The 14,059-nt window shown below is 59.1% G+C and carries 13 protein-coding genes; 8 read left to right on the top strand and 5 right to left on the bottom strand.

All coding sequences use genetic code 11. The features are described 5' to 3' along the window. Window positions 1-26 precede the first annotated feature (26 nt). The 3 genes from ACW55A_RS18385 to ACW55A_RS18375 are packed head-to-tail and all read left to right on the top strand — an operon-like array spanning window position 27 to window position 1,792. Window positions 27-665 carry an FMN-binding negative transcriptional regulator gene (locus ACW55A_RS18385; protein WP_003367958.1) on the top strand — a complete coding sequence of 213 codons (639 nt, stop codon included), beginning with the start codon at window positions 27-29 and terminating at the stop codon, window positions 663-665. After that, window positions 662-1,108, top strand: coding sequence for a GNAT family N-acetyltransferase (locus ACW55A_RS18380; protein ID WP_058398165.1), 447 nt, complete (start codon window positions 662-664; stop codon window positions 1,106-1,108). The genes ACW55A_RS18385 and ACW55A_RS18380 overlap by 4 nt, the downstream gene beginning before the upstream one ends. A 15-nt stretch (window positions 1,109-1,123) precedes the next feature. Then, complete coding sequence (locus ACW55A_RS18375; RefSeq protein ID WP_003421433.1) at window positions 1,124-1,792, top strand: GNAT family N-acetyltransferase; 669 nt, start codon at window positions 1,124-1,126, stop codon at window positions 1,790-1,792. A 151-nt stretch (window positions 1,793-1,943) separates the two neighbouring features. Here the strand turns inward: ACW55A_RS18375 and oadA are convergent, their stop codons facing one another. Both oadA and ACW55A_RS18365 read right to left on the bottom strand, forming a co-directional pair. After that, on the bottom strand, window positions 1,944-3,752 hold the full coding sequence (gene oadA, locus ACW55A_RS18370; RefSeq protein WP_003432826.1) for a sodium-extruding oxaloacetate decarboxylase subunit alpha: 1,809 nt from the start codon (window positions 3,750-3,752) through the stop codon (window positions 1,944-1,946). Between the two features lie 11 nt (window positions 3,753-3,763). Continuing rightward, a complete protein-coding gene (locus tag ACW55A_RS18365) occupies window positions 3,764-5,179 on the bottom strand; it encodes an acetyl-CoA carboxylase biotin carboxylase subunit (RefSeq protein ID WP_003367950.1) in 1,416 nt (471 codons plus the stop codon). Between the two features lie 160 nt (window positions 5,180-5,339). Here ACW55A_RS18365 and ACW55A_RS18360 point away from each other — a divergent pair, with 160 nt between their 5' ends. Continuing rightward, complete coding sequence (locus ACW55A_RS18360; RefSeq protein WP_498811504.1) at window positions 5,340-6,290, top strand: LysR family transcriptional regulator; 951 nt, start codon at window positions 5,340-5,342, stop codon at window positions 6,288-6,290. Here ACW55A_RS18360 and ACW55A_RS18355 read toward each other — a convergent pair. Continuing rightward, window positions 6,244-6,465 (bottom strand): PA3496 family putative envelope integrity protein, encoded by a 222-nt coding sequence (locus tag ACW55A_RS18355; RefSeq protein WP_004419261.1) that lies wholly within the window; start codon window positions 6,463-6,465, stop codon window positions 6,244-6,246. The genes ACW55A_RS18360 and ACW55A_RS18355 overlap by 47 nt on opposite strands. Window positions 6,466-6,683: 218 nt before the next feature. On the opposite strand from ACW55A_RS18355, the gene ACW55A_RS18350 reads away from it, so the two are divergent. Beyond that, window positions 6,684-6,995 carry a hypothetical protein gene (locus ACW55A_RS18350; protein WP_003432821.1) on the top strand — a complete coding sequence of 104 codons (312 nt, stop codon included), beginning with the start codon at window positions 6,684-6,686 and terminating at the stop codon, window positions 6,993-6,995. Window positions 6,996-7,297: 302 nt separating this feature from the next. Here the strand turns inward: ACW55A_RS18350 and hexR are convergent, their stop codons facing one another. Then, window positions 7,298-8,164, bottom strand: a complete 867-nt coding sequence (hexR, locus tag ACW55A_RS18345) for a transcriptional regulator HexR (RefSeq protein ID WP_003367945.1) — start codon at window positions 8,162-8,164, stop codon at window positions 7,298-7,300. Between the two features lie 307 nt (window positions 8,165-8,471). On the opposite strand from hexR, the gene uvrD reads away from it, so the two are divergent. The 3 genes from uvrD (at window position 8,472) to ACW55A_RS18330 (ending at window position 12,238) form a co-directional block, all read left to right on the top strand. Continuing rightward, the gene (uvrD, locus tag ACW55A_RS18340; protein ID WP_455809161.1) at window positions 8,472-10,655 is read left to right on the top strand and encodes a DNA helicase II; all 2,184 of its coding nucleotides are present in this window, start codon (window positions 8,472-8,474) and stop codon (window positions 10,653-10,655) included. Between the two features lie 202 nt (window positions 10,656-10,857). After that, on the top strand, window positions 10,858-11,700 hold the full coding sequence (locus tag ACW55A_RS18335; RefSeq protein WP_498811503.1) for a Tim44 domain-containing protein: 843 nt from the start codon (window positions 10,858-10,860) through the stop codon (window positions 11,698-11,700). A gap of 130 nt (window positions 11,701-11,830) precedes the next feature. Beyond that, window positions 11,831-12,238: an SMI1/KNR4 family protein gene (locus ACW55A_RS18330; protein ID WP_498811502.1), complete on the top strand. Its 408-nt coding sequence runs from the start codon at window positions 11,831-11,833 to the stop codon at window positions 12,236-12,238. 38 nt (window positions 12,239-12,276) lie between these two features. On the opposite strand, the gene ACW55A_RS18325 is transcribed toward ACW55A_RS18330, so the two are convergent. After that, window positions 12,277-14,040 carry a cation:proton antiporter gene (locus tag ACW55A_RS18325; protein WP_003432818.1) on the bottom strand — a complete coding sequence of 588 codons (1,764 nt, stop codon included), beginning with the start codon at window positions 14,038-14,040 and terminating at the stop codon, window positions 12,277-12,279. Window positions 14,041-14,059 lie beyond the last annotated feature (19 nt).

Below are 14,059 nucleotides of genomic sequence, written 5' to 3'. Positions count from 1 at the left end.
CCGGTCATCAGCCAAGGATATTCCCCATGTACATCCCCGCCGCTTTCAAGGACAACGACACACCGAGCCTGCATCAGCAGATGGAGCAGACGCGCCTGGCGATTCTGGTCACTGACGGCGCAGAGGGCTTGCAGGCGACCCACCTGCCGCTGCTGTTGCGCCGCGACGAAGGCCCCCGAGGCACACTTTACGGGCATCTGGCCAAAGCCAATCCACAGTGGCAGCAGTTGAGCTCCGGCGCCGAAGCACTGGTGGTTTTTCCTGGCGGCGATGCCTACGTCAGCCCGTCGTTCTACCCAGGCAAGGCAGAGCACGGCAAGGTCGTACCCACATGGAATTATGTGGCCGTGCATGCCTATGGGCAGGCCGAGGTTTTTACCGACGCCGCGCACTTGCATCAATTGCTGGCTGACCTGACCCATCGCCATGAATCCGGCCGGGCGCAACCCTGGTCCATTGACGATGCGCCGGCGGACTACATCGCAAAAATGCTTGGAGCGATTGTCGGATTCGCCATTCCGGTGCAGCGGCTACAGGGCAAACGTAAACTCAGTCAGAATCGCAACGCTGCGGACATCGCCGGTGTGCGCGACGGCCTCGCCGCAAGCCAGGATGCAAATGACCAACTGATCGCTCGCTTGATGAGCGAAGGAAGCAGCTCATGACCGATGTGCGAATTCGCCCCGTTAGCGTCGACGATCATCACGCGTGGCTGCCTCTGTGGCAGGCCTATCTGCGCTTCTACAACACCGAGCTGGCCGAAGGCGTCAGCGACACCACCTGGCAACGCCTTGTGGCCCCAAACGAACCGACTCACTCAGCGCTCGCCTGGCTGGGTGACGAGGCGGTGGGCATGGTGAACTTCATCTACCACCGCTCCAACTGGAGCATCAACAACGCCTGTTACCTGCAAGATCTGATCGTCGCACCCGAAAAACGCGGAACAGGCATCGGCAGGCGACTGATCGAGTTTGTCTATGCCACTGCCAAGGCAGACGGTTGCGACAAGGTGCACTGGCTGACCCACGAAACCAACGCCACGGCCATTCAGTTGTACGAGCGAATCGCCGAACGGCCCGGCCTCATACAATTTCGCAAAGCACTCTGAACCAGGAAGTGACTGATGTCTGACACCCTGCTGGACTGGCAAGCCGCTGCATTGCCCACGCCCCATACACTGACAGGTCGTTTCATTCGCCTGGAAAAACTCGATGTCGCGCGTCACGCCGATGACTTGTGGGCGGCATTTGAAGGCCCGAATGCCGACCCGAAGCTGTGGGATTATCTGCCTTACGGGCCGTTCATCGACCGTAGCGCCTTCGATGCGTGGCTGGCCGGGCATCAGGCAGCCACCGATCCGTGGTTTTACACCGTGGTCGATCAGCAGACCGATAAGGCCGAAGGCGTCATCAGCCTGATGTCGATTGTCGCTGCCCACGGGCGAATCGAAATAGGTCATGTCACCTTCAGCGCCGCCATGCAACGCACGCCCAAAGGCACCGAAGCCATTTACCTGCTGGCCAGAGAGGCCTTCGCACTGGGCTATCGCCGCCTGGAATGGAAGTGCAACGCCAACAATGCCCGCTCCAAACGCGCTGCCGAGCGATTCGGCTTCAGCTACGAAGGCACCTTCCGCCAGCACATGGTGGTCAAAGGCCAGAGCAGGGATACCGCGTGGTACTCGATCCTCGACAGCGAATGGCCTGAATTACGAAAGGCATTTGAAAACTGGCTGGCTGTGGATAACTTCACTGACGGGCAACAGATCAAGGGGCTTGAGGCGTTTCGCTGATCCTGAGGACGCAAGGCGCCCAGAACTGCATTTCCACGTTGGAGCGTGCGGAACGATAGTCGTGACCACTGGGCCCGCCTGCCAGAATAAAAAAAGGGAAGCCACGAGTGCTTCCCTGAGGTAAACCTTTGGATGATGCGCAGGTGTCAGCTCAACCTTCGATCTCGATCAGCACTTCGCCCGGATTAACGCGGTCGCCCTTGGCGACGTGGATGGCGACGACCTTGCCTGCGACCGACGCCTGAACCTCGGTCTCCATCTTCATCGCTTCAGTGATCAGCACTGCCTGACCGGCCTTGACCACATCGCCCTCCTTGACCAGCACATCGACGATGTTGCCGGGCATGGTCGTGCTGACGTCGCCCGGTGCATGGGCTTGCTTGCGTTTACTGGCCCCGCCGCCGACGAATTCGTTGAGCGGCTCGAACACCACCTCTTCCGGCATGCCGTCTATGGTCAGGTAGAAGTGGCGCTTGCCCTCAGCCTTGACGCCCACACCGGTGATGTCGACCCGATAAGTCTCGCCGTGCACATCAATGACGAACTCGGTCGGTACGCCCTCACCGCCTGCCTTCGCCACGCTTCCGGCTTCGGGAATCGGCAGCAGCACTTCCGGCGCCAGCGTCCCGGCAGCGCGTTCCTCCAGGAACTTGCGGCCAATGTCCGGGAACATGGCAAACGTCAGCACGTCCTCTTCGGACTTGGCCAACGCGCCGATATCGGCCCTTAGCTTGGTCATCTCTGGCTTGAGCAGGTCGGCCGGACGAACATCGATCAGTTCTTCATTGCCGATCGCCTGGCGACGCAGCTTCTCATCCACCTGTCCCGGCGCCTTGCCGTACCCGCCCTGCAGATACAGCTTCACTTCATTGGTGATGGTTTTGTAACGCTCCCCGGCCAACACGTTGAAGAACGCCTGAGTACCGACGATCTGCGAAGTCGGAGTTACCAATGGCGGATAACCGAGGTCTTTGCGCACGCGCGGAATTTCAGCCAGTACTTCGCTCATGCGGTTGAGTGCGCCCTGCTCCTTCAACTGATTGGCCAGGTTGGAGATCATCCCGCCCGGCACCTGGTTAACCTGCACCCGAGTGTCGACTGCAGTAAATTCGCTCTCGAACTGATGATATTTCTTACGCACCGCGTAGAAATACAGACCGATTTCCTGCAGCAGCTCCAGGTCCAGCCCGGTGTCGAACTCGCTGCCCTTGAGTGCGGCCACCATCGATTCGGTGCCCGGATGGCTGGTGCCCCAGGCAAAGCTGGAAATCGCCGTGTCGATATGGTCCGCGCCGCTTTCGATCGCCTTGAGCTGGCACATCGCGGCCAGACCGGCCGTGTCATGCGAGTGGATGAACACCGGCAACGACTGCTCGGCCTTCAGCGCCTTGACCAGCTCACCCGTGGCATAAGGCGTCAACAGGCCGGCCATGTCCTTGATCGCCACCGAGTCACAGCCCATGGCTTCCATCTGCCGGGCCTGCGCCACGAAGGCCTCGATGGTATGCACCGGGCTGGTGGTGTAGGCGATGGTGCCCTGTGCATGTTTGCCCGCCGCTTTCACCGCCTCGATGGCAACCCGCAGGTTACGCACATCGTTCATGGCATCGAAAATACGGAACACATCAATACCGTTGACCGCCGCCTTGGCGACGAACGCCTTGACCACGTCATCGCTGTAATGCCGATAACCCAGCAGGTTCTGGCCACGCAGGAGCATCTGCAACCGGGTATTGGGCAAGGCCGCACGCAGCTGGCGCAGACGTTCCCACGGGTCTTCCTTGAGAAAACGCACGCAGGCATCGAAGGTGGCGCCGCCCCAGACTTCCAGCGACCAGTAGCCGACCTGGTCGAGCTTGTCGCAGATCGGCAGCATGTCTTCGGTACGCATGCGCGTCGCCAGCAACGATTGATGAGCGTCACGCAGGATGGTGTCGGTTACGAAAATCTTCTTGGACATTTCACTGTTCCTTACAGACCGGCGTGTGCGGCAATGGCGGCGGCGATGGCCAGGGCCAGCTCTTCGGGTTTGCGTTTGATCGAATAATTGGTCAGCTCGGGGTGGCTCTCGACAAAGCTGGTGTTGAACTCACCGCTGCGGAACTCCGGGTTGCGGAGGATTTCCTGGTAATAGGCAGCCGTGGTCTTGACCCCTTGCAGGCGCATGTCATCGAGCGCACGCAGGCCGCGGTCCATGGCCTCCTCCCAGGTCAGCGCCCAGACAATCAGCTTCAGGCACATCGAGTCATAGAACGGCGGAATGGTATAGCCGGTATAAATCGCCGTGTCGGTGCGCACGCCAGGTCCGCCGGGCGCGTAATAACGAGTGATCTTGCCGAAGCTGGGCAGGAAGTTGTTCTTCGGGTCCTCGGCATTGATCCGGAACTGCAGGGCAAAACCGCGATGGATGATGTCTTCCTGCTTGACCGACAGCGGCAGACCGGAGGCGATACGGATCTGCTCGCGAACGATATCAATGCCGGTGATTTCTTCGGTGATGGTGTGCTCGACCTGCACCCGGGTGTTCATTTCCATGAAGTACACCTCGCCCTCGGCGAGCAGAAACTCCACGGTGCCAGCGTTCTCGTAACCAACCGCCTTGGCCGCACGTACCGACAGATCGCCGATGTAGGCGCGCTGTTCGGGCGTCAGCTGCGGGCTGGGGGCGATTTCGATGAGCTTCTGATTGCGTCGCTGAATCGAACAGTCGCGCTCGAACAGGTGCACCACATTGCCAAAGCTGTCGCCCAGAATCTGCGCTTCAATGTGCTTGGGATTGACGATGCACTTCTCAAGAAAGACTTCTGCCGAACCGAAGGCCTTGGTCGCTTCGGAAATCACGCGCGGGAAGGCCTGCTCGAGTTCTTCGCGGCTGTTGCAGCGGCGGATACCACGTCCACCGCCCCCGGAAGTGGCCTTGAGCATCACCGGGTAACCGATACGCTCGCCCTCGGCCAGCGCCTCGTCGATATCTGCCACGTTGCCTTCGGTACCGGGCGTGACCGGCACACCGGCCTTGATCATGCTGCGTCGGGCCTCGGTCTTGTCCCCCATGCGGCGAATCACTTCGGCTGAGGGACCGATGAATTTGATCCCTCGTTCGGCACAGATATCGGCCAGTTCGGCATTCTCGGAAAGAAAGCCGTAACCGGGATGCAGCGCATCGCAGCCGGTTTCCACTGCCAGATTCACCAACTTGCGCGGGTTCAGGTAACCCGCCAGAGGTTCGGCACCAATGCTGTAGGCTTCGTCGGCACGTTTGACATGCAAGGCATGCCGGTCAGCGTCGGAAAAGATCGCCACCGAGCGAATGCCCATCTCGGCGCATGCACGCACGATACGAACGGCAATCTCCCCGCGGTTGGCGATCAAAATTTTTGTTATCACTGGCGTTTCCCTCGACCCACACTTGTAACCGTGTATGTGACTGAATGTCGCAGAGCCACCCTATGCCGAATCGAGGATTAACAAAAATGAGTAAAAGTTGGGAGGTGCATAAGTAAAAGCTTATAGTTAGCGCTTCGGTTGGATAGTGGAGCTTTTGTAAATGCGTAAGTCATTGATGCGTATGACATTGCGTCAGTTACGCATTTTCAATGAGGTGTGCGATCTGCGCTCCTACAGCCGTGCGGCTGAAGAAATGTCGCTCACACAGCCCGCTGTCAGCCTGCAGATTCGACAGCTCGAAGAGCTGATCGGCCAGCCGCTGTTCGAATACGTCAGCAAAAAGCTCTACCTGACCGAAGCGGCGCAAGCCCTGCAACAGGCCAGCCGGGATATTTTCGGGCGCCTGGAAAGCCTGGACATGCAGCTTTCCGACATGCAGGGCTCACTGCAAGGCCAGTTGAAGCTGGCAGTCGAATCGAGCTGCAAATACTTCATCCCCCACCTGTTCGCCGCCTTCAAGCGCCAGCACCCGGAAGTCAGCCTGAGCCTGATGGTGGTCAATCGCGCGCAAGTCATCAGGCGCCTGGCGGATAACCGCGATGATCTTGTGGTGATGTCGGCAGTGCCCCTGGACATGGGCCTGGAGTTCTTGCCGTTCCTGAATAACCCGATTGTCGCCGTGGCACCGCCTGACCATTCGCTGAGCAGCCGCGCGACGCTGAACCTGAAAGACCTGGAGCCATGGCCGTTGCTGACCCGGGAAACAGGATCAGGCACGCGACGAGCCTGCGAGGAGTTCTTCAAGGAGAAGCGCGTGCACTTCACGCAGACGCTGGAAGTCTCTTCCAGCGAAGCACAACGTGAATGCGTGGTTGCCGGGCTGGGCCTGGCGATGCTGACCCGACACGCGGTCTGCCAGGAACTCGCCACAGGCGCTCTGGTGGAGCTGCCCGTGGCGGAGTTGCCACTGTATCGAAGCTGGTGCGTGGCTCAGGCCGGGGACAAACGCCTTTCACCCGTGGCACATGCGTTTCTTGCGTTCATCCGCACCGAACGTGCGCAGATCAGCCAGCTTGTCGAGCGTTTCGACGGTCGACCGCGGGCAACTTGATCGTCTGCCAGACAGCGTTATCCATGCCATCCATGTAGTCACACAGCTCCTGATTGAGCTGACGTGCCTCACTGTAGCTTTCAATTGCCCGACGAAACTCCATGCGACGCTGATCTTCCTGCTGACGGCGGGTTTTCACGGTGCTGGTAGGTAAATCATCGTAATGCCGAGCCATATCCTGTCTCCCAATACGTTTTGTGGGAGCACCAGAATGGAGCGTGACAGTGACAATCAGACGGCACGCAGGTGACAGATCGATGAACTTTCGTTCAGCGCTCATCAAAAAAATTTCAAAAAATATATATGTATTGCCGCTCGCTGACGCGCCACGCACAAACTTGCCCTGCTGAAAGCAACTCACTCATTAAACAATTACTAGCAAGGAGCTACCCAATGACGACCAAAGACAAAAACTGGATCGCGCGTGATGACAGAACGCCGGAAGTTAATACGCTGACCGTGGCTGGCCTGGTGCCTACATCCGCCAGTCACTCTCTCCCATGGCTGAGTCTGCGCAACATACCGAGTGAAGCGGGCCAATTGAATCTGGACCTCAACTACTACGCGACAGGTCTGGGGCCGTGGACAGGGCGCGAGACACCCGCCGTATACGCCCAGCCCAGCGATGCATCCATCACCTCCGTCCGTATCTATCAAGACGACGAGTTGCTGGTAAGCATCGATGAGCTGACCGTTATACAGTGATCAACAAGTAACAGATTCAGTAAAGCCCTCGCCAGACGCCTCAGGGTTTCCGGGGAGGGCTTTCTTCGTTGCGCAAGCTGACTGCAGCGAACACATGACAGTCTGGTTAATTCTTGTAACGTGATATCCGGAAAAAAACGCCAAAAATATACAATTACCGCATCTCGGGAGCCGAATCGATAGAAACTGGCCCTGCAGGATGCAACTCACTCATTACCTCAATTAATCCAGTCGCGGGCCCATGCCAATAAACGCAGGTCATTGGCGGGACTCTTGAAGTCGTTTTCAAATTGAAAACGACGTCAATCTTCGTGAGCCTTGATCGACTTCGGCGACAGGCGCAAACCACGCAGGCTGCGTTTGACGCTTTTGAGATGGTTCACCAGACCGGGGCCGCGCGCCATTGCAACGCCCATTGCCAGTACATCAATGACCACCAGGTGGGCAATGCGAGAAGTCAGCGGCGTGTAGATTTCGGTGTCTTCATGCACGTCGATGGCCAGATTGACCGACGACAGCTCGGCCAGCGGCGTCTGACTGGGGCACAGGGTGATCAGCGTCGCGCCGCTCTCGCGGACCAGATTGGCGGTGATCAGCAGATCCTTCGAACGCCCTGACTGCGAAATGCACACCGCGACATCGGTCGGCTTGAGCGTAACGGCTGACATCGCCTGCATGTGCGGATCGGAATACGCCGCAGCGGTCAGCAGCAAACGAAAGAACTTGTGCTGCGCATCAGCAGCTACTGCACCGGACGCGCCAAACCCGTAGAACTCGACCCGATTGGCTCCGGCCATGGCCGTGACCGCCAATTGCAACGCATGGGGGTCGAGGTTTTCACGCACTTCCATGAGCGTGTGCAGCGTGGTGTCGAAAATCTTCAGGCTGTAGTCGGCGACCGAATCGTCTTCGTGAATCGCGAACTGCCCAAAACTTGCGCCCGCCGCGAGGCTCTGCGCCAGCTTCAGCTTGAGGTCCTGAAACCCGGTGCAACCGATGGCGCGGCAGAAACGCACGATGGTCGGCTCGCTGATACCGACGCTGTGCGCCAGGTCTGCCATGGAACTGTGCATCACGGCCGCAGGGTCGAGCAGCACATGGTCGGCTACCTTGAGCTCCGATTTGCGCAGCAAATTACGTGACTGGGCGATGTGTTGCAGCAGATTCAAGGGGCAGACTCGGCAAAAGAGAGGTGGGCTGGGTTGTAGCTTTCTTGTAGTTATACTACATGACCCGCCAGCCGCCCAGTTAAACGAAGCTGAAACGTGCCGTGCGGGCGTTATCAGCGGCAATTGTGGGAATAATCCTACATTAGGCCAAATCGCCCGTCAGACACTGCCTGCTCACAGGTAAAGGTAGACGCAACGCATTCGCTCCCGGCAACAGGCGACGACCGGTCGTCAGCGCCCCGCCATTTTTATTGCCTGACGCAAAGCATGGTTTGCCCGTCATCGCGCGGCACCCTAGAATGCGCTGATGCGCGATGATCTCTCTCTTCTTCTGAATTCCCTCAACGATGCCCAACGTCAGGCCGTAGCCGCCTCTCTGGGTCGTCAGTTGGTCCTGGCTGGTGCTGGCTCCGGCAAAACCCGTGTGCTGGTGCATCGCATCGCATGGCTGATGCAGGTCGAGCAAGCCTCCCCGCATTCGGTCCTGTCGGTGACGTTCACCAACAAGGCGGCTGCCGAAATGCGCCACCGTATCGAGCAGCTGATGGGCATCAGCCCGGCTGGCATGTGGGTGGGCACCTTCCACGGTCTGGCCCACCGCTTGCTGCGTGCGCACTGGCAGGAAGCCGGGCTGGTACAGACCTTCCAGATTCTCGACAGCGATGACCAGCAGCGTCTGGTAAAGCGCGTGATGCGCGAGCTGGGTCTGGACGAACAACGCTGGCCTGCACGCCAGGCCCAGTGGTTCATCAATGGTCAGAAAGACGAAGGCCTGCGCCCGCAACATATTCAGGCCAGCGGCGACCTGTTCCTGACCACCATGAAAAGCGTCTACGAAGCCTACGAGATCGCCTGCCAGCGGGCCGGCGTCATCGACTTCTCCGAACTGCTGCTGCGCGCACTCGACCTGTGGCGCGATAACCCGGGCTTGCTGGCGCATTATCAGCGCCGCTTCCGTCACGTCCTGGTGGACGAGTTCCAGGACACTAACGCCGTGCAGTACGCATGGCTGCGCCTGCTCGCCCAGGGCGGCGACAGCCTGATGGTGGTCGGCGACGACGATCAGTCCATTTACGGCTGGCGCGGCGCGAAGATCGAGAACATCCACCAGTATTCCTCTGACTTCCCGGACACCGAAGTCATCCGCCTTGAGCAGAACTACCGCTCCACGGCGAGCATTCTCAAGGCTGCCAACGGCTTGATCATCAATAACAGTGGTCGCCTGGGCAAGGAGTTGTGGACCGACGTCGGTGATGGCGAGCTGATCAATCTGTACGCCGCGTTCAACGAGCACGATGAAGCGCGTTACGTGGTCGAGACCATCGAGAGCGCGCTGAAAACCGGTATTTCGCGCAACGACATCGCCATTCTGTACCGCTCCAACGCCCAGTCGCGGGTACTCGAAGAAGCCCTGCTGCGTGAGCGTATTCCGTACCGCATCTATGGCGGACAGCGCTTCTTCGAACGCGCCGAAATCAAGAACGCCATGGCCTACATGCGTTTGCTGGAAGGCCGTGGCAACGATGCGGCGCTGGAGCGGGTGATCAACGTTCCGGCGCGCGGCATCGGTGAAAAGACCGTCGAAGCGATTCGCGAACATGCGCGTCATGCCGACGTTTCAATGTGGGAAGCCATGCGCCTGCTGGTGGCCAACAAGGGCCTGACCGGACGTGCCGCCACTGCCTTGGGCGGGTTCATCGAGCTGATCGAGAACCTCGCGGCCAAGGTCATGGAAATGCCGCTGCACCTGATGACCCAGACGGTGATCGAACAGTCCGGGCTGATTACCTATCACGAGCAGGAAAAAGGCGAGAAAGGTCAGGCGCGAGTAGAAAACCTTGAGGAACTGGTCAGCGCGGCCCGTGCTTTCGAGAATCACGAAAGCGAAGAAGACCTGACGCCACTGGCAGCGTTTTTGGGGCATGCCTCGCTGGAAGCGGGCGACACCCAGGCGCAGGAGCATGAAGACAGTATTCAGCTGATGACCCTGCACAGCGCCAAGGGCCTGGAATTCCCGCACGTGTTCCTGGTGGGCATGGAGGAAGGGCTGTTCCCGCACAAGATGAGTCTGGAGGAACCGGGCCGTCTTGAAGAGGAACGGCGCCTGGCTTACGTCGGTATCACCCGGGCCATGAAACAGCTGGTGATGACCTACGCCGAAACGCGTCGCCTGTACGGCAGCGAAACCTACAACAAGGTCTCGCGTTTCGTACGCGAGATTCCGCCTGCGCTGATTCAGGAAGTCCGACTGTCCAACAGCGTCAACCGTCCGTTCGGTGGCACGCCGAAATTCAACAGCAGCAGCCTGTTCAACGGCACCGGCATTCCGGAAACCGAGTTCACCATGGGCCAGCGCGTCCAGCATGCGGTGTTCGGCGAAGGCGTGATCCTCAACTTCGAAGGCGCTGGCGCCCAGGCCCGGGTGCAGGTCAACTTCCCCGAGGGCAGCAAGTGGCTGATGATGGGCTACGCGAAGCTGGTGCCGTTGTAGGCCGGTTGATCATTGTCCGTGCGCCCATGACTATCGTTCCCACGCCGTAGCGTGAGGAACGATAATCCTCGTACACATCTTACGAAGCGCGTAGAAAAGTCCTACGCTGTTTATGTAAAAGTCCGAAACACTAACGCGCTGGTCATGTCGCCATCCGCTGTGCAACATGGCGCGCGTGCAATCACAAAACGGGAATACCCTTATGCAACGTTTTCTAAGCATCGCGATGGCGCTGTGCATCGGGCTCACCATGAGCCTGGATGTGAACGCCGCGCGCTTCGGTGGCGGCAAGAGCATGGGCTCGGCGCCTACGCACCAGACACGTCAGGCCGCCCCCTCCACGCCTGCGGCAGCGCCTAACGCTGCGGGCCGTCCTGCCCCTGCGGCAAGCGGTGCTTCGCGCTGGCTGGGCCCATTGGCCGGTATCGCTGCCGGCGGCCTGCTCGCGTCGATGTTCATGGGTGACGGCTTCAACGGCCTGCAACTGTTCGACATCCTGATCATGGGCCTCATCGCCTTCCTGATCTTCCGCTTCATTGCGCGTCGTCGTCAGCAGCAACAGCCGAAAATGGCCGCTGCCGGTGCGCCGTACCAGCGTGAAACCAGCCAGCCTGCGCAGAACCCGATCTTCGGCAGTTCTTCCCCGACCTCCGCTGCGCCAGTGGTCAACGCACCGGCCTGGTTCAATGAACAGCGCTTCCTGGACGCTGCTCGCGGCCACTTCCAGTCACTGCAGCAGCACTGGGACGCCAACGAAATGGACAAGATTGCCGAGTTCGTCACTCCGCAAATGCTGCAGTTCCTGAAAAAGGAACGTGCGGACCTGGGCGACGGCTTCCAGTCGACTTACATCGAGAACCTCAATGTCCAGCTGGACGGTGTGGATGACCGGGCCGACAAGACCATCGCCACGCTGACGTTCTCGGGCGTGTCCAAGACCTCGCGTTTCGACCAGGGCGAAGTGTTCAGCGAAAGCTGGAACATGGAACGCCCGCAAGGCGATAACCAGCCCTGGCTGGTGGCAGGAATTCGCCAGAACGGTTGAACCAGAACCCGTTCTCGCGTTCAGAACCCCGGATATGTCCGGGGTTTTTGTTTATCCGTTCGGATAGTTATTTTGAGAAAGGCTTTACGCTACTGTATAACCCGCGCCATCAAGTGAGAGGATCTGTGTCGTGGAAGAAGTCATTGAACAACTGCGTGAAGCAAATGAACCGGTTCCGGTTCCGCTTGAGCTGCCTGACGAAGACCAACTGGTCGAGATCGAGGAACAGCTGTTCATCAACATTCCGTTTGTCTTCAAGGAATTTCTCCTGACAGTCAGCGATGTGGTGTATGGCAGCTTTGAACCCGTCACGGTGACCGACCCGCAGTCGCACACCTACCTGCCAGACGTGGCCGCCACGGCCTGGGATTTGGGCGTGCCGCGCGAGCTGATTCCGATCTGCCAGGACGGTGACGATTATTACTGCGTCGAGGAAGACGGCACGGTGCTGCTGTGGTCCGCCGAGGAAGAACTGGTTACCGAAGACAGCTGGGAATCGGTCTGGCACTGGGCTCGGGATGTCTGGCTGGAAAGCTGAGACACCCCTGCTGCGCAGTATTCAAGAATCTCCGGGCCTCAGTGCCCGGAGTTCTCTTGATGGTTACCCAGTGTTTCCAGTAACGCAATCTGCATCCGCGTATGCACGCGGATCAGCCAGCGCCACAGCAACGCGGCGACCAAGGCGGCTATCAGTCCAACCACCAGCAGCAGTTCGTTGGCCGGCAGAATGCTTGCCGACAATGCCGCCAGCATCACGAAAATCACCACCAGCGATAACAGCGGAATCACCTCGGCCACGACCTTGCGCACGCGCACGGTATGCCGGCCCGCCATCTCGGGTTTCACCCCCATCTCGGCCAGCAGCATCGACAGCGCCTTGAGCTTGCGATAAGCGGCAATCAGAAACGGCAGTGACAGCAGCAGCGCCGCGCCGCAGATCCAGGCTTTCTGATGGCTGATGTCGGCCACCCACTCGCTCATGTAGCCGCCAAGACGCTCGGCAAAATAGCCACCGCTGAAAAAGATCGCCATCACCAGCGCCAGGTTGACGCCGACCTGCAAGAGAATCCGCCTGATCATCCCGGCAAGGACTGCACTCTGGCCTTGCGGCTGAATGCTGCGCAACCACTCGCCGTACATGCCGAACACCCGGGCAACGCGCCGAGGCATGATCGCCGCCAGCTTGAGCGACAACGGGTCTGCGCCGCGAATCAGATACGGTGTCAGCAGGGTGGTGATGGCGGACACGGCGACTGCCACCGGGTACAGAAAGTCGCTGGTGACCTGCAGGGTCATGCCCAGCGCCGCGATGATGAAGGAAAACTCGCCAATCTGTGACAGTCCCATGCCCACGCGCAGCGAGGTACGGCCATCGTTGCCTGCGATAAAGGCACCCAGACCGCAGGACAGCATCTTGCCCAGCACCACGGCAACGGTAATGACGGCGATCGGCCAGGCGTATTGCAGCAGGATGCCCGGATCGATCATCAAGCCGATGGCCACGAAAAAGATGGCACTGAACATGTCGCGAACCGGCTCGATCAGGCGCTCGATCTTCAGCAGCTCACGCGACTCGGCCATGATTGCGCCGATCAGGAAGGCACCCAGTACCATGCTGTATTCCAGCTTGACCACCAGCAGACAGAAGCCGAAACACAGGCCCAGCACGGTGATCAGCAGCATCTCGTTGCTTTCGAACCTGGCGACATAGGACAGCAATCGAGGCACCACGAGGATGCCGACCACCAGCGCCACGATCATGAACAGCGACAGCTTGCCGACGGTGGAGAACACTTCCCCGGAACTGACCGAGCCGCTGACAGCGATGCCGGACAACAGCGCGATGATGCCGATGCCGAGAATGTCTTCCACGATCAACACGCCGAAGATCAACTGGGCAAAGCGCTGGTTCTTCATCTTCAGGTCGTTGAGCGCCTTGACGATGATGGTGGTGGAGGAGATCGCCAGAATCGCGCCGAGAAACAGCGAGTCCATGGTTTTCCAGCCAAAGAACTGCCCGATCTCGTAACCGATCCAGATCATCAGGGCAATTTCCAGAAAGGCCGCGATGAACGCCGTAGCACCGACCTTGAACAGCTTGCGCAGGCTGAATTCCAGGCCCAGGCAGAACATCAGGAAGATCACCCCCAGTTCGGCCAGAATTTTGATGGTTTCTTCGTCATGGATCAGACTGAACGGCGGAGTGTGCGGACCGATGATGAACCCGGCAACGATATAGCCCAATACCACCGGCTGCCTGAGGCGATGGAACAGAATGGTTACCACGCCGGCCACCAGCATGATCACTGCCAGATCCTGAATGAAATTGATGGCATGCATGGTGGCGAAGCTCCTTGTG

The organism is Plantibacter cousiniae (nom. nud.) (genome assembly GCF_977070315.1).
This window is presented reverse-complemented; position numbering and strand designations above follow the sequence as displayed.